Origin of the sequence: Haloechinothrix salitolerans (assembly GCF_042662605.1) — a bacterium.
GTDB lineage: Bacteria > Actinomycetota > Actinomycetes > Mycobacteriales > Pseudonocardiaceae > Haloechinothrix_A > Haloechinothrix_A salitolerans.
The window spans coordinates 83,343-108,420 of sequence record NZ_JBHSXX010000001.1 but is presented as its reverse complement, the minus strand read 5'-3'; the positions used below and the strand labels follow the sequence as shown (position 1 = coordinate 108,420).

At 67.1% G+C, this 25,078-nt stretch carries 25 protein-coding genes and 1 tRNA gene; 8 read left to right on the top strand and 18 right to left on the bottom strand.

Features of this window, described 5'->3' with window-relative positions; genetic code table 11:
• Positions 1–6: 6 nt before the first annotated feature.
• From ACFQGD_RS00500 to ACFQGD_RS00490, 3 genes are all read right to left on the bottom strand, one after another.
• A complete protein-coding gene (locus ACFQGD_RS00500; protein WP_345392045.1) occupies positions 7–780 on the bottom strand; it encodes a YcnI family copper-binding membrane protein in 774 nt (257 codons plus the stop codon).
• A gap of 68 nt (positions 781–848) precedes the next feature.
• Positions 849–1,394 carry a hypothetical protein gene (locus tag ACFQGD_RS00495; RefSeq protein WP_345392042.1) on the bottom strand — a complete coding sequence of 182 codons (546 nt, stop codon included), beginning with the start codon at positions 1,392–1,394 and terminating at the stop codon, positions 849–851.
• 67 nt (positions 1,395–1,461) lie between these two features.
• Entirely contained in the window at positions 1,462–2,100 is a 639-nt protein-coding gene (locus tag ACFQGD_RS00490; protein ID WP_345392039.1) for a DUF6474 family protein, read from the bottom strand.
• Positions 2,101–2,251: 151 nt separating this feature from the next.
• Between ACFQGD_RS00490 and ACFQGD_RS00485 the strand changes: the two genes are divergently transcribed.
• Positions 2,252–3,886, top strand: a complete 1,635-nt coding sequence (locus ACFQGD_RS00485) for a TM0106 family RecB-like putative nuclease (RefSeq protein ID WP_345392036.1) — start codon at positions 2,252–2,254, stop codon at positions 3,884–3,886.
• Between the two features lie 195 nt (positions 3,887–4,081).
• On the opposite strand, the gene ACFQGD_RS00480 is transcribed toward ACFQGD_RS00485, so the two are convergent.
• Positions 4,082–4,840 (bottom strand): SDR family NAD(P)-dependent oxidoreductase, encoded by a 759-nt coding sequence (locus ACFQGD_RS00480; RefSeq protein ID WP_345392033.1) that lies wholly within the window; start codon positions 4,838–4,840, stop codon positions 4,082–4,084.
• A 150-nt stretch (positions 4,841–4,990) separates the two neighbouring features.
• Positions 4,991–5,719: a hypothetical protein gene (locus tag ACFQGD_RS00475; RefSeq protein WP_345392030.1), complete on the bottom strand. Its 729-nt coding sequence runs from the start codon at positions 5,717–5,719 to the stop codon at positions 4,991–4,993.
• Positions 5,720–5,919: 200 nt separating this feature from the next.
• Between ACFQGD_RS00475 and ACFQGD_RS00470 the strand changes: the two genes are divergently transcribed.
• Entirely contained in the window at positions 5,920–6,216 is a 297-nt protein-coding gene (locus tag ACFQGD_RS00470) for a hypothetical protein (protein WP_345392027.1), read from the top strand.
• 66 nt (positions 6,217–6,282) lie between these two features.
• Here the strand turns inward: ACFQGD_RS00470 and ACFQGD_RS00465 are convergent, their stop codons facing one another.
• The 4 genes from ACFQGD_RS00465 to ACFQGD_RS00450 form a co-directional block, all read right to left on the bottom strand.
• The gene (locus tag ACFQGD_RS00465; RefSeq protein ID WP_345392024.1) at positions 6,283–7,125 is read right to left on the bottom strand and encodes a hypothetical protein; all 843 of its coding nucleotides are present in this window, start codon (positions 7,123–7,125) and stop codon (positions 6,283–6,285) included.
• Positions 7,122–7,754, bottom strand: coding sequence for an RNA polymerase sigma factor (locus ACFQGD_RS00460; RefSeq protein ID WP_345392021.1), 633 nt, complete (start codon positions 7,752–7,754; stop codon positions 7,122–7,124). The genes ACFQGD_RS00465 and ACFQGD_RS00460 overlap by 4 nt, the downstream gene beginning before the upstream one ends.
• 45 nt (positions 7,755–7,799) lie before the next feature.
• On the bottom strand, positions 7,800–8,792 hold the full coding sequence (locus tag ACFQGD_RS00455) for a DUF5995 family protein (RefSeq protein ID WP_345392018.1): 993 nt from the start codon (positions 8,790–8,792) through the stop codon (positions 7,800–7,802).
• A gap of 118 nt (positions 8,793–8,910) precedes the next feature.
• Positions 8,911–9,501: a cysteine hydrolase family protein gene (locus ACFQGD_RS00450; protein ID WP_345392015.1), complete on the bottom strand. Its 591-nt coding sequence runs from the start codon at positions 9,499–9,501 to the stop codon at positions 8,911–8,913.
• Positions 9,502–9,571: 70 nt separating this feature from the next.
• Here ACFQGD_RS00450 and ACFQGD_RS00445 point away from each other — a divergent pair, with 70 nt between their 5' ends.
• Together ACFQGD_RS00445 and ACFQGD_RS00440 are read left to right on the top strand one after the other, a co-directional pair.
• Complete coding sequence (locus ACFQGD_RS00445) at positions 9,572–10,537, top strand: GlxA family transcriptional regulator (protein WP_345392012.1); 966 nt, start codon at positions 9,572–9,574, stop codon at positions 10,535–10,537.
• Between the two features lie 50 nt (positions 10,538–10,587).
• Complete coding sequence (locus ACFQGD_RS00440; RefSeq protein ID WP_345392008.1) at positions 10,588–12,747, top strand: molybdopterin-dependent oxidoreductase; 2,160 nt, start codon at positions 10,588–10,590, stop codon at positions 12,745–12,747.
• A 27-nt stretch (positions 12,748–12,774) separates the two neighbouring features.
• Here ACFQGD_RS00440 and ACFQGD_RS00435 read toward each other — a convergent pair whose 3' ends face one another.
• The 4 genes from ACFQGD_RS00435 to ACFQGD_RS00420 all read right to left on the bottom strand — a co-directional run bounded on the left by ACFQGD_RS00435 (position 12,775) and on the right by ACFQGD_RS00420 (position 17,342).
• A complete protein-coding gene (locus ACFQGD_RS00435) occupies positions 12,775–14,133 on the bottom strand; it encodes a hypothetical protein (RefSeq protein ID WP_345392005.1) in 1,359 nt (452 codons plus the stop codon).
• 257 nt (positions 14,134–14,390) lie between these two features.
• Entirely contained in the window at positions 14,391–16,112 is a 1,722-nt protein-coding gene (locus ACFQGD_RS00430) for a hypothetical protein (RefSeq protein WP_345392002.1), read from the bottom strand.
• Positions 16,113–16,335: 223 nt separating this feature from the next.
• Complete coding sequence (locus tag ACFQGD_RS00425) at positions 16,336–16,710, bottom strand: DoxX family protein (protein WP_345391999.1); 375 nt, start codon at positions 16,708–16,710, stop codon at positions 16,336–16,338.
• 8 nt (positions 16,711–16,718) lie between these two features.
• Positions 16,719–17,342, bottom strand: coding sequence for a TIGR03085 family metal-binding protein (locus ACFQGD_RS00420; protein WP_345391996.1), 624 nt, complete (start codon positions 17,340–17,342; stop codon positions 16,719–16,721).
• A gap of 115 nt (positions 17,343–17,457) precedes the next feature.
• On the opposite strand from ACFQGD_RS00420, the gene ACFQGD_RS00415 reads away from it, so the two are divergent.
• Entirely contained in the window at positions 17,458–17,973 is a 516-nt protein-coding gene (locus ACFQGD_RS00415) for a DUF2975 domain-containing protein (protein WP_345391993.1), read from the top strand.
• Positions 17,973–18,221 carry a helix-turn-helix domain-containing protein gene (locus ACFQGD_RS00410; RefSeq protein WP_345391990.1) on the top strand — a complete coding sequence of 83 codons (249 nt, stop codon included), beginning with the start codon at positions 17,973–17,975 and terminating at the stop codon, positions 18,219–18,221. Before ACFQGD_RS00415 ends, ACFQGD_RS00410 begins: the two co-directional genes overlap by 1 nt.
• Here the strand turns inward: ACFQGD_RS00410 and ACFQGD_RS00405 are convergent.
• A complete protein-coding gene (locus tag ACFQGD_RS00405; protein ID WP_345392457.1) occupies positions 18,211–19,329 on the bottom strand; it encodes a lactate 2-monooxygenase in 1,119 nt (372 codons plus the stop codon). The genes ACFQGD_RS00410 and ACFQGD_RS00405 overlap by 11 nt on opposite strands.
• Positions 19,330–19,448: 119 nt before the next feature.
• On the opposite strand from ACFQGD_RS00405, the gene msrA reads away from it, so the two are divergent.
• Positions 19,449–20,102, top strand: coding sequence for a peptide-methionine (S)-S-oxide reductase MsrA (gene msrA, locus ACFQGD_RS00400; protein ID WP_345391987.1), 654 nt, complete (start codon positions 19,449–19,451; stop codon positions 20,100–20,102).
• Positions 20,103–20,276: 174 nt separating this feature from the next.
• On the opposite strand, the gene ACFQGD_RS00395 is transcribed toward msrA, so the two are convergent.
• From ACFQGD_RS00395 to ACFQGD_RS00380, 4 genes are all read right to left on the bottom strand, one after another.
• Positions 20,277–21,041, bottom strand: a complete 765-nt coding sequence (locus ACFQGD_RS00395) for a DUF3800 domain-containing protein (RefSeq protein ID WP_345391984.1) — start codon at positions 21,039–21,041, stop codon at positions 20,277–20,279.
• A 99-nt stretch (positions 21,042–21,140) separates the two neighbouring features.
• A complete protein-coding gene (locus ACFQGD_RS00390) occupies positions 21,141–21,716 on the bottom strand; it encodes a methyltransferase domain-containing protein (RefSeq protein WP_390221139.1) in 576 nt (191 codons plus the stop codon).
• Positions 21,717–22,076: 360 nt separating this feature from the next.
• Positions 22,077–22,880, bottom strand: a complete 804-nt coding sequence (locus tag ACFQGD_RS00385) for an ArsR/SmtB family transcription factor (RefSeq protein WP_345391981.1) — start codon at positions 22,878–22,880, stop codon at positions 22,077–22,079.
• A 215-nt stretch (positions 22,881–23,095) separates the two neighbouring features.
• Positions 23,096–23,168 (bottom strand) — tRNA-Gly (locus ACFQGD_RS00380).
• Positions 23,169–23,445: 277 nt separating this feature from the next.
• On the opposite strand from ACFQGD_RS00380, the gene ACFQGD_RS00375 reads away from it, so the two are divergent.
• The gene (locus ACFQGD_RS00375) at positions 23,446–25,047 is read left to right on the top strand and encodes a sigma-70 family RNA polymerase sigma factor (RefSeq protein ID WP_345391977.1); all 1,602 of its coding nucleotides are present in this window, start codon (positions 23,446–23,448) and stop codon (positions 25,045–25,047) included.
• Positions 25,048–25,078: the final 31 nt, after the last annotated feature.

Below are 25,078 nucleotides of genomic sequence, written 5' to 3'. Positions count from 1 at the left end.
CAACGCTCAGTCCTCCCGTGTTGTCTGCTGCCGCGATCGGGCGATGGCACCGATGCCGAAGCCGACCCCGAGCGCGCCGAACGCGAGCCCGAGTCCGCCGAGCCAGCGCGCGGTCGAGTCAGTTGCCGCGCTGGTAGCGGCGACGTCCTCGGTCTCGGCGGCTCGCTGCCCGGTCAGCTCCGCGGTTGCCGACGCGGAGTCGGACGACCCTGAGCCGTGGCCGCTCGCTTCGACCGCGAGCGGCACGACGGGGGCGGGGCGCTCCAACTCCTTACCTTCGGCCGGTGGCTCGTCCCATGCCACGACCTTGCCACCTTCGTAGGTCTGCGTGGCTGGCAACACGAGCTGGTCGACGTCTGTGGGCAGCGGACCAGTCGAGAAGGTGAACTCCTGGTACTCGTCCGGCTTAATCTCGTTGCCGTCTTCCGCGGTCCAGGTGATCTCGGTGACGACCTCGTCGAGCTCGGCGCCGTGCGCGTTGGTGACCGGCTCCCGCGGCGTGGTTGTCGTGACTTCCGCATCCCAGCCCGGCACCGGTTGGGTCCGCACCGACCCGAGCGCGTACTCCTCGGCGATGCCGACCGACAGCTTGATGGTGCCTTTCTCGTCGTCCTCGTTCGGTACGCGCATGACGATCGCGGTGTAGCCGCCCTTGGTCGGCTGCTCTCCGTAGATGTTGGCCGTGACATGCGCGGCGGCGATGCCGCTTGTGACCGACCCCGCGATGGCGGCGGTCAGCGCGAGCGCACCCGCGCGCGCGAATGTTCTGGTTCGTGACATGACAACTCCTGATCAAGATGAGATCGCGGCCTTGTCGTGGCCGCGTCGAATGGCGGTGAAGTAGGTGATCAGGAGGGGGCTGGCGGGCCGCGCCTGTGGCAGACCCGGCGCAACAGCACCCGGATATAGTCGTCTGGAACCGGCGGGAACAGCACCGCACTCGGTGTGCCGTGCGGCGGCGGTACCGGAGTGAACACCACCGGCAGCAATCTGCGCAGGCTCGCCCCGACCAGCAGCAACCCGCGTTCGGTGTGGCTGAGTAGCAGCGCGATGACCACGGTGGCGAGCGCGTGGCTCGCGGTCATCACCACGGGGTCGAACACCGGCGCGGCGTAGTGGTGTCCCCCTGCCACCGTCAGCGTGCTGTGTAGGAGCAGCTGCGCCAGCGAGAGTGTGGCGAGGATACCGACGGTGCCGCGGATGTGATCTGAGATCGTGGTGGCCAGCCAGCCGAGCAGCCCGGTCAGCGCGATCGTCGTCACCGGGTCGGGCAGGTGGCCACCGGCGGCCGTGTGCGCGCAGACGGTCAACACGGCCGAACTCACGGCGAGCACCGAACCGCGCGCCGCGCGCACGGCACGACTCGCGTGGGCTGACCGCGACCATGTGATCACGCGTACGAGCGTATGCGATCGCGCCGAGTCATCGTGCGGCTATGGGCGTGACGCCTGCCGCACCCGGTCAAACTCCGAGGTGATGTAACAAAGTCGCTTCGAGTTCCTCGAGCTCGGCCGCGATAGCGCGGTGCGCATCCTTACGACGTCCGGGTGGCATGTGTTCGGCGGCGCGCACGGCGGAGCTGAGCTGTCGTACGGTGCCAGCCGCCTCGTCGGCGAACTGGACGCCTTCGGCTGTTCCGCCCACGCGGAGCTCGTTCAGGCCGTCGGACAGGCCCGCGATCCTCGCGTGCAGGGCGGCGCCATGGCCGGAGTATTCGCCGAGCGAATCAACGGCGACGCCGAGTTTGCGTGCTTGGTATTTGTCGTATGCGTCGCGGCAGGCCCCTGCTGCCCGCACCGCGATCGGGGTGACAACGGGAATCACGGCCGGAAGGATAACCTTCGTCACGGTTAGGGCTTGACGCGCCTTCTTCGCGGTCAGGGCATGCTCCTCATGCGCTGCCTCCTGGGTCGTTGGCGTGGCGGAGGCAGATTTCTTAGCGGCCTTCTTGGCGGCCTTACGGTCCTTCTTCGCTGCCTTCGCCTCTCTCTTCGCCGCCTTGGTCAGCTTCTTCGACTTGGTGGCCTTTTCGAGGGATTCCAGGGTTTCCGCCGCGAAGCCATGCTCCGCTTCCGGCGCTTCCTTCTTCTTGCGCGCCATCCGTGGCCACCTCGTACTAGTCGTCGGTCGTTGCGTGGCTCAAACTTACTTCGAGTGTGGACCGGCGGCCCAGCGGACGCGCGGTGTGCCAGGCAACTGTCGGCGACAGGCTTCGCGCACGGTGTCGGTGGCTGCGCTTAGGGTGGTGGGTATGGGCGAAGTGCTACTCGACGCTGGGGTGCTGACGAGGTGCAGGCGTCGCGTGCACCTCGAGAACGATCCCGCGTATGTCGACGTCGAGCTGGCTCCGCCCAACCCGGCGACCGAGCAGCGCATCGCGGACGCCGTCGAGCACAGGGCGGACGTCACCGAGCGGCTCCGCGCCGGGCATCCGGACGGCTGGGTGAGCGTGCCGGTGGACGCGCCACCACGCGAACGGGTGGCGGCGACGGTGGACGCGCTCGCCGCTCGTGCGCCGTACATCTCCGGTGGGCTGCTACCCGCCGATACCGAGGGCGGACGCAGAGGCGGTGCCGAGGTGCTGGTCCGCACCGATGGCGGCTACGTGCCGGTGATCGTGGTGCGGCACCGGATCAGCGACCCCGGCACTGGCGCGATGACCACGACATTGCCCGATCTCAACCCCGCGAACGCGCGTGAGGACGCCGACCGTAAGGTGCGCTCCCACCCGCGCGACCAGCTCCGCCTCGCCCATGTGCGGGAGCTCCTGCGCACGGCGGGGTATGCCGAGCCGGACGTCGCACGCGGTGGCGTCATCGGCCTCGACGCCGACGTCGTGCTGTGGTTCGATCTCGACGCTCCGACGTTCCCCGGTGAGCGCAGCGCGATGGTCGAGTACGCGGAGCGGTTCGCCGACCGGCACGCTGTCGCTGTCGCCGCCGCGACGGGTGCTGAACCGCTGGCGCAGCCGTCCCGCGTCGTGGAGTGCAAGCAGTGCCCGTGGTGGACGGTGTGCGAACCCGCGTTGCTCGACACCCGCGACGTCAGCCTCGTCGTGCGCGGAGACGACGCACTGAACCTGCGGGAACGTGGTGTCGCGACGGTGGATCAACTCGCCGCGCTTGATCCAGCGGATGAGCCGCCCGCGCCACTGACAGGGATGTCCTTCGAGCACGCGGTCGCGCTCGCGCGGGCGTGGCGCGGCGGTGTGTCCGTGGTGCGCAAGGTGCCCGAGGTCGTCGTTCCGCGCGGGGACGTCGAGGTCGACGTCGACATGGAGAGCTTCGCCGACCACGGCGCGTACCTGTGGGGTGCGCTGCTGTCGGGCGCGGACATCGGGCTGCCGCGGGGCTACCAGGCGTTCGCGACCTGGGAGCCGGTGCCGACCGACGACGAGGCGCGCTCGTTCGCGGAGTTCTGGACATGGTTCAGTGAGGTCCGCGCGCGGGCGTCGCGTCGCGGACTCACCTTCCGCGCGTACTGCTACAACGCGCTAGCGGAGAACCGCTGGCTGCTCAGCTCCGCGACGCGGTTCGCGGGCAAACCGGGCGTGCCCGAGGTCGACGAGGTGCGGGCGTTCGTCGACTCCGACGAGTGGGTCGACCTGTTCCAGAGTGTCTCGGACACCTTCCTGTCCACGGCGGGCAAGGGGTTGAAGGTCCTCGCGCGGCAGGCTGGCCACGACTGGGATGACCCGGACGCCAGCGGCGAAGCCTCGATGCGCTGGTATCGCGAGGCCGTGGGCATGGACGGCAGCGCTCCCGCGCTGGCGCAGCGGGAGCGGCTGCTGCGCTACAACGAGGACGACGTCCGCGCCACGTACGCACTGCGCGCATGGATGTCCGGACCGGCGATGGCCGACGTCCCGTACATCGGGGAGCTCTAGCCGGGGGTCTTGCCCGGCTGGCCGCGTCCAGCCCGGCCTGTCGCGTCCGTTTGCCGCTTTTGTCCTACCGCTGGTGTTGATCTGAAGACGTTGTGGTTGCTCGGGCGACCACAACGTCTTCAGATCAACTATGCCGCATCGTCGACGACGGTGAACGCCTGACGACGTCCTCGCATCCTGGCGGTTAAAGGAACGTTAGCGCGGGGCCATGCGCAGCGAGCCGTCGAGCCGGATGACCTCACCGTTCAGGTAGTCGTGCTCGACGATGTCGACGGCGAGCTGTGCGTACTCGGCGGGCTTGCCGAGCCGCTTCGGGAACGGGACGCCCTCGGCCAGCGCGGCACGGATCTCTTCGCTGACCGTGGCCAGCATCGGGGTGTCGATGATGCCGGGGGCGATCGTCATGACACGGATGCCGGACGACGCCAGGTCCCGCGCGGCGGGCAGGTTCAGCCCGACGACACCGCCCTTTGACGCGGCGTAGGCGACCTGTCCGATCTGCCCGTCGTAGGCGGCGATCGACGCGGTGTTGATGATGACGCCGCGCGCGTCGTCCTCAAGTGGCTCGGTCTTGGCGATGGCCTCGGCGGCCAGTGTGGTGACGTTGAAGGTGCCGATCAGGTTCACCTCGACGACCTTGCGGAACAACGCGAGGTCGTGCGTGCCCTTCTTGGACAGGATGCGGGCGGACGGGCCGATGCCTGCGCAGTTGACCACGGTGCGGAGCGGGACACCGGCACCGGACGCGGTCGCGACGGCTGACTGGACCTGCTCGGGGTCGGTCACGTCGGTCTCGACGTACGTGATGCCTTCGGCGGGTGCCGCCTTCTCGATCGCGGCGGGCAGGTCTAGTGCGAACACGCTGGCGCCCTTGGCTGCCAGTGCCGTCGCCGTCGCACCGCCAAGGCCGGACGCGCCGCCGGTGACGATCGCTGCTGTCGAGGTGAGTTCCATCTGGCCCGCTCCTTCGTCCCCAGCTGTCGTAGTGCCTTCAAGCCTGTGAACGTGCAGGCTAGCGAATTGTTGCGGTAAGGGGCGGTTATCACCTTGGGGTCGTGACTGGGGTCACGATGCCCGCGCGAGTCGCACTGACCGGCCCACCGGTCAGTCGGGGAACGGCGCCGCGCCAGTGTCCGGGGCGTGGTCGCGAGCGGCGGCTGCCGTGGAGATCGTCTCGTAGCTGCCCCATTCGGAGGCGGTCGCCCACTGGAAGGTCCGGGCGCCAGCCAGATAGGACAGCGGGAACCGGAACACCAGGCTGCGCCCTTTCGCCGCGACGCGGATGCCGCTGTCGGCCATGAACCGTGCCTCACTGTTGCGGCGGTCGCGGTAGCTCGGGCCCCACCCGTTGTCGGCGAGGTTCGCCCAGATCTCGTAGTCGATCTCGCCGTCGCCGGTGGTGTCGAAGAACGACGCGACGTTCATCGTGCGGTCGTCGTGCTGCCGCTGTGGTAGCTCGGCGGCGAACCGCACCCGCAGCGTGAAGCCGCCCTTCGTCCGGGTGAGCGTCGCCGAGGCGATGTCGGTGTAGTCCGGCGGACGTCGCAATGTCCAGTCGACGTCGTCCGTGGTGTCTTCGATCGTCGCGGTGGCCCGGGCGGGCGTGCGGGATGACCGCGTGGTCGCCGCGGTGGATGCGGGCTCTTTCGATCGAATGGCCCTCGTCTGTGGTGCTGCCTCGGACGCGGACGCCTCCGGAGCTTCGGAACGTGGGCGTGCTGGCGGGTTAGGGCGGTCCGATGGGTCCTGGCGCACGGATGGCACGGGGGTGAACGAGGGTGCCAGGTCGGCCGCGCGCCGCTGCGGCGTCGCGGTGTCGTCAGCGGGACTCATGCCACATGCCGTCAGTGCGAGAAGCGTAGCCGCCAACCAGAAAACGAATACATGCCGTTTTGTGGAATGAGCTGTTTGCTCCAGTGAATGCACCACGAAATACTAACGCCTACACACTCGTTCGGGCGACATCGAGAGTCGGGGCCGCACCTGCCGATCAGGTTCTCGGGGTGCCGCTCAGCGCGGGAGAAGGAGCAGGGATGCGTCTAACCAAGATCGTGGCGCCGTTGGCGGTCGCGTTGCTCATCGGTGGCGGCGCCGCCGGGATCGCGTCGGCGGATCCGGGGCCTAACGGTTCGAACAACTTCGGCTTGTGCACGGCGTACTTCGCGGGTTCGGACAAGGGCAAGGAGAAGAAGCGTCAGGCCCCGCCGTTCCAGGCCCTTGAGGCAGCGGCCGAGGAGTCCGACCAGACGGTCGAGGAGTGGTGTGCGCAGAACGCGCCGCACCCGAGTGGCAACGGCGGCGGGAACGGCGGCAATGGTGGCCGTCCGTAACCAGTAGCGCGGTGGGACGTCGATAGGGGGACGCTCGCCGTTGAGCGTCCCCCTATAGACGGGGAATCAGGGTCGCGCTGGCTGTTCGCCGCGGGCGTCGCTGTAGTCGCTGCCCGGGTTCTCCGGAGTCGCGGTGGTCTCGCCGTCGGGGTGCTCCGGGGTGCTCGTCGGAGGGGTGGTCTGGCGGTCGGTGCCGTCGTTGTCCGGGCGGTTGGAGTCGGACGGGACCGTTTCTGGCGCGCCGGTCGGGCGGGCTTCCGGCGCCTGGCCACGGCCTTCACCACGGTCTGCTTCGGTCGGCAGCGTGCTCGGCTTGCCGGGGCGTTCCGCGAGGACGTCGCCGCAGTACTCTGCCACGTTGTCCTTGCCGCCAGCCTCGGTGATCAGCACCTGGAACGCGGCGCTGTCGAGCTGCTTGCCGTTGTCGTTGTTCGCGCCCGAGGTGTAGGCCTGGCACAGTCCCGGCAATGACGGCGACGGCGCGTCGGCCTTGTCTGCGGGCGTGGTGGACGGCGCCGTGACGGACGTGGCTGGCACCTGGTTGACGGGCGGCTCGGCGGGAGAGTCGCCGGGCAGCGGCAGCGCGCCGGTGGTGCTGGCCAGGGCGATACCGCCGACGGCGGCAGCGGCGGCGGCCGGAGCGGCCACCTTGGCGGTGAGCAGGGCAGCGAGTGCGGTTTTGATCATGGAACGTCTCCGTTGCTGAGGTACGGGATCAACCTGAGCCGACCGGAACGCCGCCAGCGCGGCGTGCTCGCCAGCGAGCTCACCCGCATGACCCGGTGCCGATGCGGCGTCAAGCAGATCGCCCAACGGCTCGACGTCGGCGGGTCGCGACGACGCGGACGCGCCACTGAGCAGTTGCTCTGCGGTGCGCCGGTCGATGCGGCGGGAACGGTTCGTGCTCATCTCATATCCCTCAGCGTCGACGCCCCAAAATGTGTCACACCTTCCTGCTCCAAGATCTTGGCGAGTTTGCGTAAGCCACGGTGAGCGGCGGTCCGGACCGCTCCGGCGCGCTTGCCGAGCACTGTGGCCGCCGCTTTCGCGTCGAGACCGACCACCACGCGCAGCATCACTGCCTCCGCCTGGTCGCGGGGCAGCCGGGCGATCAACGCGATCGCCGTGTCGGTCGCCATCGCGGTGACCGCGGCGTCGGCGGTGTCCGACGGCGCGGGCAGTTCGTGCAGCGTGTCCGCAGGGGCGTCCGCGGTTGGACGTCTGCTCTGCCGTCGGATGTGGTCCATCGCCCTGTTACGCGCGATCCGGGTCGCCCAGCCACGAAAGTCGTCGACGTCGCCGCGAAAAGAGCCTAGATCACGCGCGATGTGCAGCCACGCCTCCGCCGCGACGTCGTCGGCGTCGACGCCGACCAGCGCACGCAGATAGCGCAGCAGTCGGGGCTGGACGTCGCGGTACAGCAGCCGGAACCCGTCCTCGCTGCCGCGCTGAGCAGCGACCAGCGCGGCGACGACGTCGGGTGCCTCGTCGACCTCACCGAGCGCGCGCGTGGGCGACTCGGGTTCATGGACTGACATTGACACCTGCTCCGTGCCGGGATGGGCGTTCAGGAGACGGTGCGATCACTTCACCTTGAACGGGTACTCCTTCGGCGGCGGGTCGTACTTGTGCTCGGCGCAGTAGTCGTCGCGTGGCTTTGTCGTGGTCAGCGGCGGCGCATAGGAGTTGGACTCAAGCAACAGCACTCCCTCGGCGGCGGCGTCCTCCTCGATCCGTGCCGCGATCAGCTCGCGCTCCTCGCTAGTAGCAGCGCTAGCGAGGTCCTCAGCGTTACGCCATGCGCGTTCCCGCCAGCCGACGATCAGCTGGAAGCTCGCCGGGTCGGCGATGCTTTCCTCACCGTCGTCCATGTCCGGGTCGAACCGGGCGGCCAGTTCGGCGGCCAGCGGCTGTGTCAGCACCCGCAGCAGTTCGTTGACCTTGTCATAGTCCGGTTTGCCTGAGGTGCCGTCCTGGCGGGTCAGGCCGCTCGCTGCCATGACGAACGCCAGGTCCCGGTTGATGTGGGCGTTGATGCCGACCAGCAGGTCGCCGTTGCCGGTGGCTTCTCGCGCGGCCGCGGCGTCGAAAGCGATTTGCCACGCCAGCGGCACGTCGGGGTTGCCCGCGCGCCATTCGTCGAATGCCCAGATGTAGGCGCGCGCGAAGGTTTCCACCACGTAGTTCATCCACGCCTTGTCCTCGTAATGCGGGCTGCCGTCGTCGTCGGTGGTGTCGCGGATCCACTCGTACCCCTGCGTGATGCGCAGGTAGGCAAGCGAGAACACCGCGTTGTGATCGCAGTTCTCGATCAGCGAGTCGACCCGCTTGCTCATCTCGTGGATGGTCTTCTTCGCGCAGTTGTCCTTGCCGGAGAGACACTCATCGGAACTCGCCGGATCGAAGGGCCCGATATACGCCGGTAGCCAGGTTGCCCAGTTGATCGTCAACGTGTCCGACGCCGTGTCCTCCGCGCTGGCCGATACCGGAACCAGCGGGATGAGCAGGACGGCGGCCATGGCGGCCGCGGTGCTGACGAGGCGGCGGCGCGGGCGCGGCGCGCGGTGACGGACCATTTCACACTCCAGCCAAGTTGGGCGGGTCGCCCGGTGCTGATCTCGGTCCGATTTGCCCGGCCGAGTCCCCCTCAACCGGATGACGCACTTCGTAGCTAACAGTGACGCTATGCCGCGGTCAGGGGCGTAGCAATCGACCGAACAGCGGCTGGGATGGGGCCGATCGCCTGATCGCCTCGGAGGTGGAGCTGATGCTCGCGAACCCGCCGGAGTGCAGGTTGGTGACCGTGGCGCGCGTCAGCTCGTCGGCGCTGACTACCCGCCCGTCCGGGTCGGTGCCCGCGAAGGCACCGGTGGCGTCGATAGCGACGACGACGTCGTAGCCCAGGTTGCCGCCGACTCGGGCGGTCGTCTCGACACAGTGGTTCGTCGTCAGTCCGCAAAGCACGATCTGTCCGATGTCCAGGGCGGCGAGCCAACCGTGCAGGTCGACTGTGCCGTGAAAGGCGGAGTTGACGTGCTTCGTGACCAGCAGGTCCGGCTCGACGTTTGCGAGCTCGGCGACGAACGCGTTGCCAGGAGCGCCGGGTGCGAGCGGCGACCCTGGTTCGCGTGAGTCGTGGCGGACCAGGACGATAGGCCGGTTGGCCTGCTGCCAGGCGTCGAGCAGGGCGGCGATGTTCGACCACACCGCGGGGTTGTTGTGCCGAGGCATGCCGCCGTCGTCGAAGGCCCGTTGTGCGTCGATCACGATGAGTGCCGGTTCCATACCCCGATCTTGTCCGTGTGCGACGACCAATGGACCAGACAAAGATATACTGATCCGATACATTTCTGCCATGCGTACCGTCGGTGTCGTGCTGCTGTCGGACGCCAGGGCGTTCGACGTCGCCGTGATCGCCGAGGTGTTCGGCATCGACCGCACCGACCACGGCGTCCCACGGTTCGACGTCCGATGGTGCTCGCGGGGCAGGCGGCGCACCGGCCTGCATCCCGTGGGCGACATGCCCGCGACGCACGGCATCGGGGGTCTCGCCGGGTGCGATGTCGTGATCGCACCAGGTAGACACCAGCGCACCGACATCTCGCCGCGGGTGGCCGCTGAGCTCCGCGAGGTCCACGAGCGCGGTGCGATTCTGATGTCGCTTTGCTCGGGTGCCTTCACCTTGGCGGCAGCCGGGCTGCTCGACGGCCGCCAGGCCACCACACATTGGGCACTGCTCGACGATCTTGCCCGAGTGGCGCCACGCGCGGATGTCCAGCGCGACGCGCTCTACACCGACACGGGCGACGTCCTGACGTCGGCGGGCGTCGTCGGTGGGCTTGACGTGTGCCTGCACTTGGTGCGCAGGGAGTTCGGCGGCGACGTCGCGGCGGCGCTTGCGCGACGCATCGTGATGCCGCCGGTGCGCGAAGGAGGGCAACGGCAGTACGCCGAGACATCTATGCCAAAGCGGTCGACGCGGGGTGTCGCGTCCACTATGGACTGGGCGTTGGCACGGCTCGGTGAGCCGATCGGGTGTGACGATCTGATGGCGCACGCGGGCATGAGCGGCCGGACGTTCCATCGCGCGTTCACCGCGGCGACCGGAATGACACCGGGCAAGTGGCTGCGCGGTCAGCGCATCCGGTACGCCCAGCGGCTGCTTGAGGCGACCGACCTGACCGTCGATCGGATCGCGGAACGCTCTGGCCTCGGCACGGCCGCGAACCTGCGGCGCGGACTGCGGGCGGAACTGGGGGTTGGCCCGGCCGCCTACCGCCGCACGTTCCGAACCATGCCGTCTGGTGGCGTTCCCGGGTAGCCTATTGGAAGCTTGCCAACAAGCGACGAGCGAACGACGGTGGAGCGGCAATGGGCACCACTCGACACACGCATCACCACAGCTGCACCCTGTGCGAGGCGACCTGCGGAATCGTCGTCACCACCGAAGGTGACCGGGTCATCGACATCAGGGGCGACGAGCACGACCCGGCCTCGCGCGGCTACATCTGCCCGAAGGCGACCGCGCTCGCCGACCTGCACCACGACCCGGACCGGCTGCTGCGGCCGATGGTGCGCGACGGTGATACGTGGCGGGAGGTCGGCTGGGACGAGGCGTTCGACCTGACCGCGGAACGGCTGAAGCGGATTCGCGCCGAGCACGGCAAGGACGCCGTCGCCGTCTACCAGGGGAATCCGACCGCACACAATCCTGGCTTGCTCCTGTTCGGACAGCCGTTCATCCGTGGCCTCGGCACGCGCAACCTGTTCTCCGCGACGTCGGTGGACCAGCTGCCGCAGATGCTGGCCTCGTATCTCATGTTCGGTCACCAGGCACTGCTGCCGGTGCCCGACATCGACCGCACCGACCTGTTCGTCTGCATCGGCGCGAACCCGCTCGTCTCCAACGGCAGCGTCATGACGGCGCCGAACATGCGCGGGCGACTCGCCGCGTTACGTCAGCGCGGCGGCAGGGCCGTGATCGTCGATCCGCGCCGCACCGAGACGGCGTCCCGCGCCGAGCACTTGTTCATCCGGCCGGGTACCGACGCGCTGTTCCTGCTGTCGCTGGTCCACGTTCTGTTCACGCACGACCTGGTCAACACCGGCAGGCTCGGCGAGCACACCGTCGGTGTCACCGCAGTCAAGGCCGCCGCGATGGATTTCCCACCGGAGCGCACCGCGCCGATCACCGGTATCGCACCGGAGGACGTCGTCGCGCTTGCCCGGTCGATCGCGACCACCGAGCGCGCCGTCGTCTACGGCAGGGTCGGCATCTGTACACAGGAGTTCGGCGGGCTCGCGGCGTGGCTGCTCGTGGTGGTCAACGCGCTGACTGGACACCTCGACGAGCCCGGCGGGGCGATGTTCACGACCCCCGCGATCGATCCAATCCCGCTCGCGAAGAGGGCCGGGCTCGACGGCAGCTTCGCCACGTACCGCAGCAGGGTACGCGGGCTGCCGGAGTTCAGCGGCGAGCTGCCGGTCGCCACGATGGCCGAGGAGATCGAAACCGGCGGCGATGGCCAGATCCGCGCGCTGATCACGTCGGCGGGCAACCCGGTGCTGTCCACACCGAACGGTACTCGGCTGGACCGCGCGCTTGGCCAGCTCGACTTCATGGTGTCGATCGACCCGTACCTCAACGAGACGACGCGGCACGCCGACGTCATCTTGCCACCGACAGGCCCGCTGGAGCGTTCGCACTACGAACTGCTGCTCACGATGGTCGCGGTGCGCAACTGGGCGAAGTACTCTCCTGCGGTATTCAAGCGTGACTCCGACCAGCGGCATGACTGGGAAATCTGCCTCGAACTGGCGTCGCGCGTGCTCGGTCCGGACAGCCTGCGTATGCCGGGCAAGCTCGCGGCGTCGGCGTTGGAACGGCTCGGACCGGATGTGATGGTTGAGCTCGGCTTGCGTTCTGGGCCGCATGGCCTGCGGAAGCTCGCCAAGGGTTTGTCGCTTCGCACGCTGAAGAAGCACCAGCACGGCGTCGACCTCGGCCCGCTGGAGCGACGGCTTCCGGACCGCCTGTTCACCCCGCGCAAGAAGATCAATCTCGCGCCGAGGGAGTACCTGGACGACCTCGACCGGCTGCGCGGTAGGCAGCAGGCGTGGCAGCCGGGCGAGCTTGTCCTCATTGGACGTCGACAGCTCCGCAGTAACAACTCCTGGCTGCACAACAGCGAACGCCTCGTCAAAGGAAAACCGCGCTGCACGTTGCTGATCCACCCGGACGACGCCGAACGCAGCGGGCTCGCCGATGGCCAGCACGCCGTGTTGTCGTCGCGGGTCGGCGAGGTCGAGGTTCCCGTCGAGGTCAGCGACGCCATGTTGCCCGGCGTGGTGAGCCTGCCGCACGGCTGGGGACATGGCCGCGATGGCGTCCGGCTCGATGTCGCGAGTGCGCACCCGGGCGCGAGCATCAACGACGTCACCGACGAGCAGTGCGTCGATGAGCTCACGGGCACGGCGGCGCTTTCCGGGCAGCGGGTCCGGGTGCGCGCCGTGCGACCCGCGACGGTGTGACGCTGTCGCGGGCCGCCGTGGTGACCGTCAGCTCTTCTCGGGAGGCGCGTGATCGACCTGGCGCTCGAGCACACTCTTGAAGCGCTCCCGCACCTTGGCGCGCTTCTTGCCGAAAGTCTCCAGGATGATCACCCGTTCCTCCGTAAGGTAGACCGCACGGAAGATCGTCGGTTTCTTCTTGACCGGTGTGCTGAACACCCTGATCCGCTTCGTCGACAGTCGCTTGTGGCGGGACATCTGCTTGCTTTTCCGCTGCGCCTTCGCGTAGGCGTCCGCGACGTTGTCCAAGCGCTTCCGCTTCTTGAACTCCATCGCGAAGAGTTCGATCGCCGCGCCCTTGGCGGCGGTCGTGCGGAGCAGGCCGGAATCCAGCTTGGCCTTGCGCATCGCGGGCAGCATCGACGACGGCAGTAGGTCGTCTTTCCGCACTCGCTTGAGGCCGAACGTGCCGTTGTCGGGTCGCTTCTTACCTGGCAGCTTGACCAGTGCGTCGGCGTTGTTCTTCGGCTTGGTCTTGCTCGGCGTCGTTGTGGTCGTGGTCGTGGTGGTTGTCGTCGTGGTGGTTGTCGTCGTCGGTGTCGTTGTGGTCGTCGTCGCCGCCACGGCCGTGTTCGACGGTTGATCCTCACCTTGGAACCACAGCCACCAGCCGCCGACTGTCAGCCCCGCGACCAGCGCGCCGACGATTCCCGCGACCGCCAGCTTGCGGGACGTCCCTACGCTTTTCGGCTTGTGCCAGTCCTCCTGGCTGTATGGCCAGCCCTGGTTCGGCGTCGGTGTGACGGGCGGAAACTCGTCACGTCCCCACGGCGGGGTGGCGTCCGGCATCGGCGCGTGCCAGCCAGACTGCTGGGGGTATCCAGCCGCGGGCGAGGCGGGATGCTGTTGCGGGAAACCACCGGCGGGGGACGCCGGGTACTGCTGCGGGAAGCCGCCGGTGTTCGGCTGTGGGAAGCCACCGGGCGGTGATCCCATGGGCTGCTGGGGATATCCCTGTTGCGGATAAGCCTGCGGTGGGTACCCCGGCGGCATCTGAGGAGGTTGCTGCGGCATCGGGGGCGCTTGCGGTGGTTGCTGCGCACCGGGCTGTGGGGGTGGCTGGGGCGGCTGCTGTGCCGGTGGCTGCTGCAACGGCCGCACGACTTGAGTGCGCTCGGCTGAGCTCTGATCTTCTGTGGACTGCTCGGGCGGCTGCGGCGACTGTCCAACGTCACCCTTGGCGACGATCTGGGTTTCTTCGGCGTTCGACCCGCCCTGCTGGTCCGATGGCTGCTGCGTCACCGCCGACGACAGCACCTGGTCCCGCCGTTCCCGGTACTCGTCTGCGGTGATCTTGCCTGTCGAGAAGTCCTCGTCAAGCTTGCGCAGCTCCTCCTGCCAGGTCACCCCCGGCACCCCCTTATCGAGATCGTGTTGACCGTGCCCATTCTCCATGCCCAGGCGGCGCTGGCGGGTCGATTCGTGCCTTCCCGTAACTTAGCTGATCGGGTGCCTGGGTGTTGCGCCCGATCGAGTCTCGATGGGTGTGGTTGGATCAGGCTTACCGCTCGATCTCACGACGAGACCCCTCGCGGTGTTGTTCGAGAATCCGGGCTAACCGGACATACTCGCGCAACATCACGAGGGGTCTGTCTATTGCTGGGTCACCACCCGTCAGGGTCTGCCACGTAGAACGTGTAGTTCGCTTCCTCGGTGACGTGGCCGTCCGCGGTGCGGCCGGCCACAGTGACGCTGTCCAACCCGCTGTCCTTCGGCGTGTAGGTGATCTCGGCGGTTCCGTCGTCGTTCGCGGTCACGACCTGCGGAGATTCTCCATCGAAGTAGTACTCGAACTCCACGAGGTCCGGCAGTTCGGACTTGAAGTGGAACGTGCCTTCGACACCGGCGCCGCCGCTACCTGGCCAGCTCTCGCCATACTCATCGCTGCTGACGAGCGGCGCATCGGTAACTTGGACGGAGTGCTCTGTTGTCGCCGACTGGATGCCATCCGCCGACGTGCTCCAGATGTCCAGCTCGATCGTCCCACGCGATTCGGGCGTCATGGTGAACCCAGCGGTGCCATCATCCTCGGCTGTCACGGTCACGGGGTCGCCGCCGTCAACGCGGTAGGTATACGAGACAACGTTCTCCATGCGTGGCGAGAAGGTGAACTCCACCGGCACGTAGGCCCTGCCGCTATACGGCCCCTGCACGATCGGTTCTGTCTTCTCGACGAGGAAGTCGTAGCTGGCACGTGCTGACCGATTGCCCGCACGGTCCACCGACTCCGCGTAGATGATCGCGCGCCCGCCTGACTCGGGCGTTATTGTCACTGTCGCGGTGCCACCGGGCTCATCGGCTGCGACATACGTGAGCGAGGAGTCCCACATCGAGTAATAGTTGAACCCGACAACGTCCTGGTCGCCGTCCGCGTCGAACGTGAACTCACCCGGCTGTCCGCTGCCGAAGTGCGCCTGGCCGTCGTCTGGATAGTCCACAGAGGACACGGTGGGCGGCGAGTCAGGGGCGTCGAAGTCGTTGCGGAGACGGCACTCGGCACTCCACGCCGAGACGTCGTGGTCGTCCTCGGCCCGCACCTGCCAGGCGTACTCGCGGTCGTGCTCGAGCACGCCGTCCTGCGGCCGCCAGGTGTACAGGTGGCCGCCCGATCCCCAACTCGATGTGTGCACGGTGCGGTCGCTGGGATCGTCGACGGGCCAGATAGCGAATGTCGCCCGGACCGCGTCACCCTCCGGGTCCGAGACGTACGCTCGCAGCGCCGGGTTCGGGTTGGTGTTCCACGGTGCGGTGTCGTCGCAGGCTTGGCGGTCGAACGTCAGGTCGGTCGGCGCGTTCGGCGGTTCGTTGTACTCGACCGACAGCCGCACGTCGCTGGCGTACCTGCGGCCGTATGCGACGTCGCCCTGGAACTGGTCGGCGATGCGCAGCGCGAAGGACACCGAGTCCTCGCCGGACTGAACCGCCTCGCGCACGATATCCGTGGTGACCCAGCCGAGCCTGGCCTCGCAGGAGTAGCTGAAGCCGCCGTCGATCTTCTGCAGCTCCGAGGGCTGATCGGCCCAGGTCGGCGCCTCGCCGGCATCGACCACCCACAATTCGGTGGAACGCGGCTTGTCGCAGTCGGTCGCCGCAGTCTCCCGCGCGATCACCCGCGCACTCAGGATCCGCTTGTCGCGGTACTCCGCGAGGTTGAAAGTGAAATAGCCCTTCGACAGGTGGTGCTTGCCGTCGTCGTCACGCCACGCGCCAACCGGGAAGTCCTCGTCGGCGTCGCTTCCCAGCGACGAGTGCACGTCACGTGAATCGGTGTAGCTCCACGACGTCTTGGGCGCGTCGTCATAAGTGTCCGCGGCGGCGCTCGGCATTCCGGCAACCGCTACACCTGCGGAAATGCTGATTATTGATACTAATCCGGCAGCACGACGTCTTACCGTTAGAAACACAAAATCTCCCCTTAGTGCCACAAAGTGCGCAACAGGCTATCACTCCATAGGACTACGGGAAGGTGCGAACGGATGAACAACTTGGACGAGAAGAGGGCTACCCAGGGTAGAGATCGCTGCGGGTCGAGAGGTGTGTCCGAAAGGATTACGCCCGATCGCGGACGCGCAGTGCCCAGATCACCAGCGGAATCTGCAGCGGCAGCCGCAGCAGCGTGCCAACCCGCATCGCCAGTGGCTTCCGCGTGCGGTGGTAGTCGACGGCCATCTTGACGTTGCCAGGGAAGACGGCGATGAACAGCAGTGCTGTCAACGTCGCGCCGATGCGGCGGGTGCGGGGCATCGCGACAGCGGCGGCGCAGCCGAGTTCCGCGGCGCCGGAGCCGTACGTCCAGGCGCGCGGCGAGCCAGGTAGCGCGCGGGGGATCAAGGCGTCGAAGAACTTTGGCACCGCGAAGTGCAGCGTGCCGACGCCGCCGAGGAGTAGGGCCAGTGCGAGCGCGAGGCGGGAGTCCCGTTCCACGAGCCCTCCTACAGTCCGCGGTTGATGCTTTGCACGGTGTCGACGGCGGCGGGGTCGCCGTCGAAGTCCACGCGGATCTCGTCGCGGCCGTAGGCGTAGAGCAGCAGTTCACCGGGTTCGCCGGTGATGGTGACCGGGTTCTCCGCGTGTTTGGCTGTTGCCTGCTTGCCGGACGGTGTCCGCAACTGGATGCCGACCGGGCTGGACCGTAGTAGCAGCTTTCCCATCCGCGAAACGACCTGCCACAACGCCTTGTCGCGACGGGCATCGGGTTCGCGTGGCTCCCAGCCGGGCTGCGCGCGCCGGACGTCTTCGTGGTGGATGAAGAACTCGGCGGTGTTGACCAACTCGTCGAGCTTGCCGATGCGGGTAGGCCAGTACCAGGCCGGTCCGGAGCGTACCTGCTCCACGAGCTCGGACCACGGCTTCGCGGCGTAGTCGTCCTGCAGCCGCGCTAGCCGGTCGGCGATTGGCTTCAAGAGGATGCCCGCGGCCTCCGGTCGACTCTCCCTGACGACGAGGTGTGCTGCGAGGTCCTTGGTCTGCCAGCCAGCGCACAGCGTCGGCGCGGCTGGACCCACCTCGGTGAACAGATCACACAGTGCCTGACGTTCATCGGCGGCTATACCCATGCCGGTGAGCGTACGCTTATCCGGCTGCGCTCGCGATCAAGACGTGACCAGTGACTCTCGACGTATCTATCGAATTTCGATATATTCCTATCGCAGGTCGATTGAAAGGGTCGTGATGAAGACGTTGACCGTGTGGGCACTGCGTGGCGTTCTCGCGGTGCTGCTCGCTGGTTCGGTATTCGTGCAGGTGGTCATGGTGCCGCTGCTGGCCATCGACCTGAACGAGATCAACGCGGACCTCGCGTACGTACGCATCCCGTTCGTCGTGATCACGGTTCTGGGCATCGTGTCGATCCAGGTCGTTCTGGTCTGCATCTGGCGGCTGGTGACGATGGTCCGACGTGACACGGTGTTCTCCCACGCCGCCTTCCGGTACGTGGACGTCATCATCGGCGCGGTCGTGGCCGCCGCTCTGCTGGTGTTCGCGTTCGCGGTCTTGTTGGCGAGCGCGAATCACGCCGTGGCGGGCGACGCGGTCGCTCCTGGCATCGTCCTGTTGGCTTGCGGAGTCGCCGCGGGCGTGTTCTGTGTCGCGCTTATCGTGCTCGTGCTGCGGATGCTGCTCGCGCAAGCTGTCGCGCGCGACATCGAGGCGGCGAACATGCGGGCTGAGCTGGAAGAGGTCATCTGATGCCGATCGTCGTCGACATCGACGTGATGCTGGCCAAGCGGAAGATGTCGGTGGGCGAGCTGGCGGATCGCGTCGGCATCACGCCCGCGAACCTCGCGGTGCTCAAGAACGGCCGCGCCAAGGCGGTCCGCTTCACCACGCTTGCCGCGCTCTGCGAGGCGCTCGACTGTCAGCCAGGAGACCTGCTGCGTTGGGAAGCCCCCGCTGAGGAACCGGTCGCCAGCGAGGCCAGCCAGATCACGCGGTGACCAGCGACTCCCTGCTCAGCTCGCGGTGGCTCGTGTAGCCGGCGCCCGTCAGCGTGATGTCCAGCTCGGCCAGCAGGCACTTCAGCACGTGCTCGACACCTTGTTGTCCGTCGAGCGCCAGCCCATACAGGTACGGCCTGCCGAGCAGCACCGCCTGCGCGCCGAGCGCGAGCGCTTTGACGACGTCCGCGCCGGTGCGCACGCCGGAGTCGAACAGCACCGTGAGCCGGTCGCCGACGGTGTCCGCGATGCCGGGGAGCGCGTCGAGCGCGGCGATGGCGCCGTCGACTTGTCGACCGCCGTGGTTGGAGACGACGATGCCGTCGACGCCGTTGTCCGCCGCGAGCTTCGCGTCCTCGGCGGACAGAATGCCCTTGACCACGACCGGGCCGTCCCAATGCTCGCGCACGAACGCGATGTCGTCCCAGCTCAGGCCGGGGTTGGGGAAGACCTGCGCGAACCGAAGCGCCGCCATCGCCGGGTCCTCCTCTGGCGGTTTGGCCAGCGAGCCCGCGAATACTGGGTCGGTGAGGTAGTTCGCGATGCCGCTTCCCGCGAGGAACGGCAGGAAACCCCGGTCGAGGTCGGCAGGCCGCCAGCCGAGCATCGTCGTGTCGAGCGTGACGACGACGGTGGAGTACGCGGCGGTCTTCGCGCGCTCCAGGAAGCTGACGCACAGGTCGCGTTCGTTCGGGAAATAGAGCTGGAACCAGCGCGACCCGTCACCGCTGGCCTCCGCGGCCGCCTCGATCGAGTAGCTGGCCTGGGTCGAATGGGTGTAGGTCAGTCCCAGTGACGTCGCGGCGCGTGCAGTCGCCAGTTCTCCCTCGGAATGCGCCAGCGTCTGCACCCCGACCGGAGCGAGCATCACCGGCGCTGGCATCTCGGTGCCGAGGATGGTGCAGGACAGGTCGCGCTCAGGGCCGTTGCGCAGCATTCGGGGCACGATTCGCCAGCGGTCGAACGCCTCCCGGTTCGCCCGCGCGGTGGCGCCCGATCCGGCGCTGGGCACGATATAGCCCATCGCCTCGGCACTCAGCGTTTCCCGCGCCTTTTCCTCTAGGTGGGCGAGGTCGGTGGTGAGCTTCGGTGGCGTGTTGCCGAACATGCCCTCGGCGTAGATCGCTGCCTGGAAGTCACCGTAGTTGCCCACTGTCCACCCTTACGTAGTCGTGACGTGCTCGGCTGCTGACGACGTCTCGCCGCCGTTCGTGGCACTGTAGAACCATGTGGTTTTCCGGTGACAAGAGTAGGCAAGTCAGCGAGTCCGAGGCACTGCCAGGCCGCGCTGAACCGATCACTGTCGCCGAGCGGCACGCGGTCAACACCGGCGCCCGGCTCACTCCGCCCTTTCCGGACGGGATGCGCACGGCCGTGTTCGGCATGGGCTGCTTCTGGGGCGCGGAGCGCCTGTTCTGGCGGACGCCGGGTGTGTACTCGACGGCGGTGGGCTACGCGGGCGGCTACACGCCGAATCCCACGTATGAGGAAGTTTGCACCGGCCGCACCGGACACACCGAGGCCGTGCTCGTCGTCTATGACCCGGAGCGGGTCAGCTACCAGGACCTGCTCAAGGTGTTCTGGGAGAACCACGACCCGACGCAAGGTATGCGGCAGGGCAACGACGTCGGCACGCAGTACCGGTCGGCGATCTACTACGCGGACGACGAACAGCGCGAGGCCGCCGAAGCCTCGGCGAAGTCCTTCGGGGCGGCGCTGCGGCAGGCGGGCCATGGCGCCATCACGACGGAGATCGCGCCGCTCGGGGCGTTCTACTATGCCGAGGACTACCACCAGCAGTATCTGCACAAGGTGCCGAACGGCTACTGCGGTATCGCGGGCACGGGAGTGTCTTGCCCGGTAGGGCTTGGTGCGGGGTAAGAGGAGGCAGTGAGCACAACCACTCGTTGAGGTAGTACAAGCGTTCGAGGTTGTCCTGTATAGTTGGTACCCAGAGGCCTCCGTGGAGGTCGCGGGGAGAATGCTTGGTCTGCTGCCAGACCCTCCGGATTCCCGGTTGATGCACCCCGGACCCCCTCGGAGGCCTCTTCCAGTTCAGAGGCCCGTATGCGGCCACCACGGTAGGCGAGTCACCGCCGCGCCATTCCCGAGAAATTTGAAACCCCATCCCCACGCTTTGCCGCGAGGACTACGCCGGAGCTGATGTCGGATGGCAAGGAAGTGAGCGGATTCGTAGCCGCCGAACTCGTCGGGGTGGAAAGCGGCGTGAAGCATCCCCGCGTATTGATCCGCCGCTTGTAGACCATCCCACGATGCCTGGTCGCTGAAGTGGATCGATTTCAGACATCCCCATGGCAGGTTTGCTGTTGCGCTGGCTGTTCGCTTTCGATCGAAGTAGTCGCGGCTGGTGGCATGGTCGAAACCGCGAACATGTCCGAATCGGACAATGGCTTCGTGCTGGCCGCCTGGCCAGTGGCGTGCGGCGAGTACCGCTCGTTCCAGAACGAGGCCCGCTGCGAAGTTGTAGAACAGAACGTGATCGTCGAGCATTCCGGAACCGGCCGGTATGGCTGCCTTGTCGACCATGACGTACACCACGCTGACTTGCCGTAGAACGGCCAGCGTGCTGGTGACGTGCTGTCTGCGGGAGAACGTCTTGACGTGTTTGTTCCAGTGCAAGGCTGCGCCGCTTGGGGTTCTTAGCGTGGTACGCAGATGCGTCATCGCTTTCCGCAGCGCGGTTTCGTTCTCGTCTGCCACGATCACGGCAGCAAAGGCGAAGAAGGGTGAGGATCTGGTGCTTGTGCCCCGGTCGCCCGTTTCATCGACGTAGACGCGCAGCAGTTTCCGACTCGTCACCCTAGTGATAATGCCTGCGACTTTCCGTAGCTGCGCACGGGGCTCCAAGACGGGAGCAGCGGCGTCGGCGGGACCGGTGGCCCACCGACGCCGCGTGACTCAGGCCGCCAGCCTGCTGCGCATGGTGACGCGTTGGTCCTTGCGGTAGTCGGCTAATCCTTCGACGCCAGGACGTGCGGCGAGCAGATTATGCCAGTCGTAGATGTCCTCGACTTCGAAGTCGTAGGTTTCTTGCATGAACCGGACAGCGGGCGCCGACGGCTTGCCGACGAGCGCCTGCCCGTTATGCGAGAAGGCGTCGGCCGCGGCGTTTTGCTGTTTCGCTGTCTTGTCGCGGACGAGCCGGACAACCGGCTTGTCTTGGTCTGGCATTACGTTCGTGTCGACGATCAGGTGGCGGGGCCGTAGCGCCCTGATGTGCGTGAACAGCTCGTTGTATCGCAGGGTGTGGTACAGGAAGCCCAGGCACATCACCACGTCGACGTCGAGGCCCTCCGTGGTGAGGGCGTCGAACACATCCCCGCAGACGAACCGGTAGGTGGTTGGATCGACGTCGTAGTGGGCGAAGTTGTCCTCGGCGCCCTTCACGAGTTCCTTGCGTGCCTCGATGCCGGTGACGTGCGTGGCACCTGCCCGCAACGCGGCGAACGACCACCGGCCGTCGTGGCTGGCGATGTCGAGTACCCGCGCGCCATCTAGGACGTCACGGTTCGCCGCGATGATCGCCTCATGCCGCAGGTTCAGCCTGTCCCGGTAGGCGTAGGTGTTGCTCGTGTCGAAGAACCGGGGATAGTCGTCGAAGAAACCAGCCCGGTCTTCCGGAGATGGCCGGGGTGCTCGCTTCGATTTCGTCCCGAGCTTCCAGATACCACATCACTCCATGCGCGTCGCGTGTCGTCAGCCAGGTGAACGGCCTGCGAACAGGTCAGAACTGAGCGACAACAGGCCGCAGACATCCCGGCGTATCGTGACCGGAACGTAACATTGAGCGTGACGCGCGTGACACTGCCCTTGCGGGTGATCTGGCTCGCGGTGTCAGCTTCCGGACGTCGTTGGTTGTGGCAGCGGGTCGCCCGTCTCCAGCAGGGTCTTCAAGCTGGACAGCAGCCCCGGCCACCCCTGGCTGAGCATGGCGAGCATGGTGCTGTCCTTGTCGAAGTCGTCGTGGACGACGGTCAGCTTGGTCAGATCGCCGAGCGGTTCGATCTCGAACGTCACCTTGGAGCGGCCTTCGTCCGCCGCCTGCTTGTAAATGTCATCGCTGATGCCGACGGCCTTCGCCCACTCCGGTGTCACCGTGTGCCAGGTGTAGGAGAGTCGCCGGTACGGCTCCGACTCGAGCACGACCTGCTCCGGATCCGCGGTGACGTTGCCGCCTTCCTCCCAGGTCATCGTCGAGCCGACTCGCCAGTCGGTGTCGAATGTGACGCCCCAGTAGCGGCGGGTGAACGCGGGATCGGTCAAGGCCTGCCATAGCTGCTCCGGCGTGGTCTTGATGTAGGTGGTGTAGACGAATTCGGACTTGCTCATCGGTTTGCGCTCCAATGCGTGTTGTAGGTCCGCGAGCGCACGAACTCGCTCGCGGTCGTACTGGTCGATCCAGCGTTCGGCGATCGCGTTGATCGGCGCCGCGTTGAGGTAGTGCAGCTTCTCCCTGCCGCGCCAGGTCGTCGTGACGACGTTGGCGGCTTCGAGTACGGCGAGGTGCTTACTCACCGACTGCCGCGTCATCTCCATCCCGGCACATAGCTCCCGCAGTGTCTGACCGTTGTGGGCGTTCAGGGTGTCCAGCAGTCGGCGGCGGCTGGGGTCGGCCAGTGCCTTGAAGACCTCGTCCATCCGCACCACCTCTTATATGCAACCGTTTGGTTGCCTTTACCTTATGCAGCCAAGTGGTTGCATGTCAAGCAGCGTGGCGGTGTGTTGGGTGCCTGGATGGAAGTGATCCGCTGGAAACCGAACGGCGGTACCGGGTGGACTTCGCGCATGCTGCCGCTGGCAGTCGGCCGGCGCACGAAAACTCCCCGAACTCTGGGGGTTCGGGGAGTTGGCTGAGCGGACGACGGGACTCGAACCCGCGACCCTCACCTTGGCAAGGTGATGCGCTACCAGCTGCGCTACGTCCGCATCGCGCTATAACGCGCGGCGTAGGAACGAGTCTATACGTTCGTGCCTCCTGGTGAGTCAGGGGGTCGCACCGCCATTTGGCCGTCAACCTGGATATCACGGAACGTACATTTGGCGTACCACGATCGTAGGTGGCACAACGTTGCCTCTGGCGTAAAATCGTCACGCTCAGTCGGCGTTAACGTCACACTGTGCGTGACGGAACAGTTCCGTCACTCCGTAGGGTAGGCCCTTTGGTGTCGGCCGATCGATGATCGGCGAGGAGGTACCTGGCCGGATGACGCAGGCGATCGACGAGCCAGCGCTGCTCCGCCGACTGCGGGAGGGACAGGACGCTGCCTTCAGCGAACTGTTCGAGGAACACGCGCCCGCGGTGCGCAGGCTGGCGCTCGGCCTGGCGAAAGATCGCAACGAAGCGGAAGACATCACCGCGGAGACGTTCTTCCGGGTGTTGCGCGCCGTGAAGCGAGGCAGCGGTCCGACGGACAACATCCGTGCTTACCTGCTCACGGTCGCCCGGCGGGTGTCGTGGGAGTGGAAAGGCGCGGTCCAGGACGTTCCAGTCACCGATGACGAACTGACCAGCCGCGCGGGCGCGGCCGAGTCCAACCCGTCCCGTGCCGCCGAGCACTCGTTGATCACGAAGGCGTTCACCAGCCTGCCGGAGCGCTGGCGCACTGTGTTGTGGCAGACCGAAGTTGAGGGTGCGAAGCCCGCCGTCGTCGCGCCGCAGATCGGGCTGAGCCCGAACGCGACCGCGGCGCTCGCCCGCCGCGCTCGGCTCGGGCTGCGCGCCGCGTATCTGCAGGCTCACCTCGCCACTACCAGAAGCGAAGGTGGCTGCCGGTCGGTCTTGGAGAAGCTCGGCGGCTACACGGCTGGCAGCGTCACCGGAGCCGAGGCGGACCGCATCAGCGCGCACCTCGCGAGCTGCGCCCGCTGCCGCGCGACCCACGATGAACTGCGTGATGTCTGCTTCTCATTGCGCGCCAACGCGAACGGCATCGCGGTCGCCGGTGTCGCCGCCGCGACTGATGCGGGTGCGGCAGGTACCACCGGTGCGGCGGGCGCCACCGGTGCGGCGGCCACATCGGGGGCGTCGGCGAGTTGGTCCGGTGCGGTGAAGACAGCCTTCACCAGTGCCAAGGTGAAGGTCGGCATCGCGGTGGCGTCGACCGCGGCCGCTGGGGTGTTCGGCTTCTCGGTCGGCCCCGCGATGACCGAATACGCGGGCGAGTACTTCGGACTCGTCGGTGAACAGGGCATTTCCCAGACCACTTCCGACAGTGAACCGTCGTTGGAGCGTGGACCGGACAACGGCTACCCGGTTCCGGACGCGTCTCGGACGCGGGACGGCGAGTCGAGCACGCACGAGACACGGCGTACGCGGGAGCGCGACGATCGGCCGCTCCAGCAGGCGTCGCCGACGCCAGAGTCGACACTGCCGTCACCAGAACCGGCGACCGCGCTGCCGGAGCAGGAGAAGTCGCACGTCGACGTGGCTGGGGGCGCGAAACCTCGGACCAAGGTGACGCCGGACGCGCCGTCGAAGAGGCCCGGTGGGCCGCGGTCGACCGAACCGCCGCCACGGACGGAACCGTCCAAACGGTCGGCGCCGCCCAGCGACGAGAAGCCACCGGCTACGTCGGACACGTCGCCTAGTACGTCGCCAAACCAGGGCCCAGGTCCTGGACGTTCGTCCTACGAGAAGTGCGTTGACGACTACTACTACACCGACACGTACAACGAGCGGCGCAACCGGCGTGAGGTGCACGAGTTCTCCTACACCGACGGCGAGGGCTACGAGGTGTACGAGTACTATTACGACAACGGACGCTACGAGTCCTACGAGTACTACTGGTACGACTCTTGCCCGTGATCCTCAGACGGGGTGGTGTTCCGGCTTCGTC

Bases quoted from the DNA above. Each gene is read 5' to 3' on its own strand.
- ACFQGD_RS00455 (WP_345392018.1), bottom strand. From the start codon at position 8,792: ATGGTCCGTCACCGCGCGCCGCGCCCGCGCCGCCGCCTCGTCAGCACC.
- ACFQGD_RS00410 (WP_345391990.1), top strand. From the start codon at position 17,973: ATGCCGATCGTCGTCGACATCGACGTGATGCTGGCCAAGCGGAAGATG.
- ACFQGD_RS00470 (WP_345392027.1), top strand. From the start codon at position 5,920: ATGCGTCTAACCAAGATCGTGGCGCCGTTGGCGGTCGCGTTGCTCATC.
- ACFQGD_RS00440 (WP_345392008.1), top strand. From the start codon at position 10,588: ATGGGCACCACTCGACACACGCATCACCACAGCTGCACCCTGTGCGAG.
- ACFQGD_RS00465 (WP_345392024.1), bottom strand. From the start codon at position 7,125: ATGAGCACGAACCGTTCCCGCCGCATCGACCGGCGCACCGCAGAGCAA.
- ACFQGD_RS00385 (WP_345391981.1), bottom strand. From the start codon at position 22,880: ATGGACGAGGTCTTCAAGGCACTGGCCGACCCCAGCCGCCGCCGACTG.
- ACFQGD_RS00445 (WP_345392012.1), top strand. From the start codon at position 9,572: ATGCGTACCGTCGGTGTCGTGCTGCTGTCGGACGCCAGGGCGTTCGAC.
- ACFQGD_RS00500 (WP_345392045.1), bottom strand. From the start codon at position 780: ATGTCACGAACCAGAACATTCGCGCGCGCGGGTGCGCTCGCGCTGACC.
- ACFQGD_RS00460 (WP_345392021.1), bottom strand. From the start codon at position 7,754: ATGTCAGTCCATGAACCCGAGTCGCCCACGCGCGCGCTCGGTGAGGTC.
- ACFQGD_RS00405 (WP_345392457.1), bottom strand. From the start codon at position 19,329: ATGTTCGGCAACACGCCACCGAAGCTCACCACCGACCTCGCCCACCTA.
- ACFQGD_RS00415 (WP_345391993.1), top strand. From the start codon at position 17,458: ATGAAGACGTTGACCGTGTGGGCACTGCGTGGCGTTCTCGCGGTGCTG.
- ACFQGD_RS00490 (WP_345392039.1), bottom strand. From the start codon at position 2,100: ATGGCGCGCAAGAAGAAGGAAGCGCCGGAAGCGGAGCATGGCTTCGCG.
- ACFQGD_RS00420 (WP_345391996.1), bottom strand. From the start codon at position 17,342: ATGGGTATAGCCGCCGATGAACGTCAGGCACTGTGTGATCTGTTCACC.
- ACFQGD_RS00430 (WP_345392002.1), bottom strand. From the start codon at position 16,112: ATGCCGAGCGCCGCCGCGGACACTTATGACGACGCGCCCAAGACGTCG.
- ACFQGD_RS00450 (WP_345392015.1), bottom strand. From the start codon at position 9,501: ATGGAACCGGCACTCATCGTGATCGACGCACAACGGGCCTTCGACGAC.
- ACFQGD_RS00485 (WP_345392036.1), top strand. From the start codon at position 2,252: ATGGGCGAAGTGCTACTCGACGCTGGGGTGCTGACGAGGTGCAGGCGT.
- ACFQGD_RS00375 (WP_345391977.1), top strand. From the start codon at position 23,446: ATGACGCAGGCGATCGACGAGCCAGCGCTGCTCCGCCGACTGCGGGAG.
- ACFQGD_RS00475 (WP_345392030.1), bottom strand. From the start codon at position 5,719: ATGAGTCCCGCTGACGACACCGCGACGCCGCAGCGGCGCGCGGCCGAC.
- ACFQGD_RS00480 (WP_345392033.1), bottom strand. From the start codon at position 4,840: ATGGAACTCACCTCGACAGCAGCGATCGTCACCGGCGGCGCGTCCGGC.
- msrA (WP_345391987.1), top strand. From the start codon at position 19,449: ATGTGGTTTTCCGGTGACAAGAGTAGGCAAGTCAGCGAGTCCGAGGCA.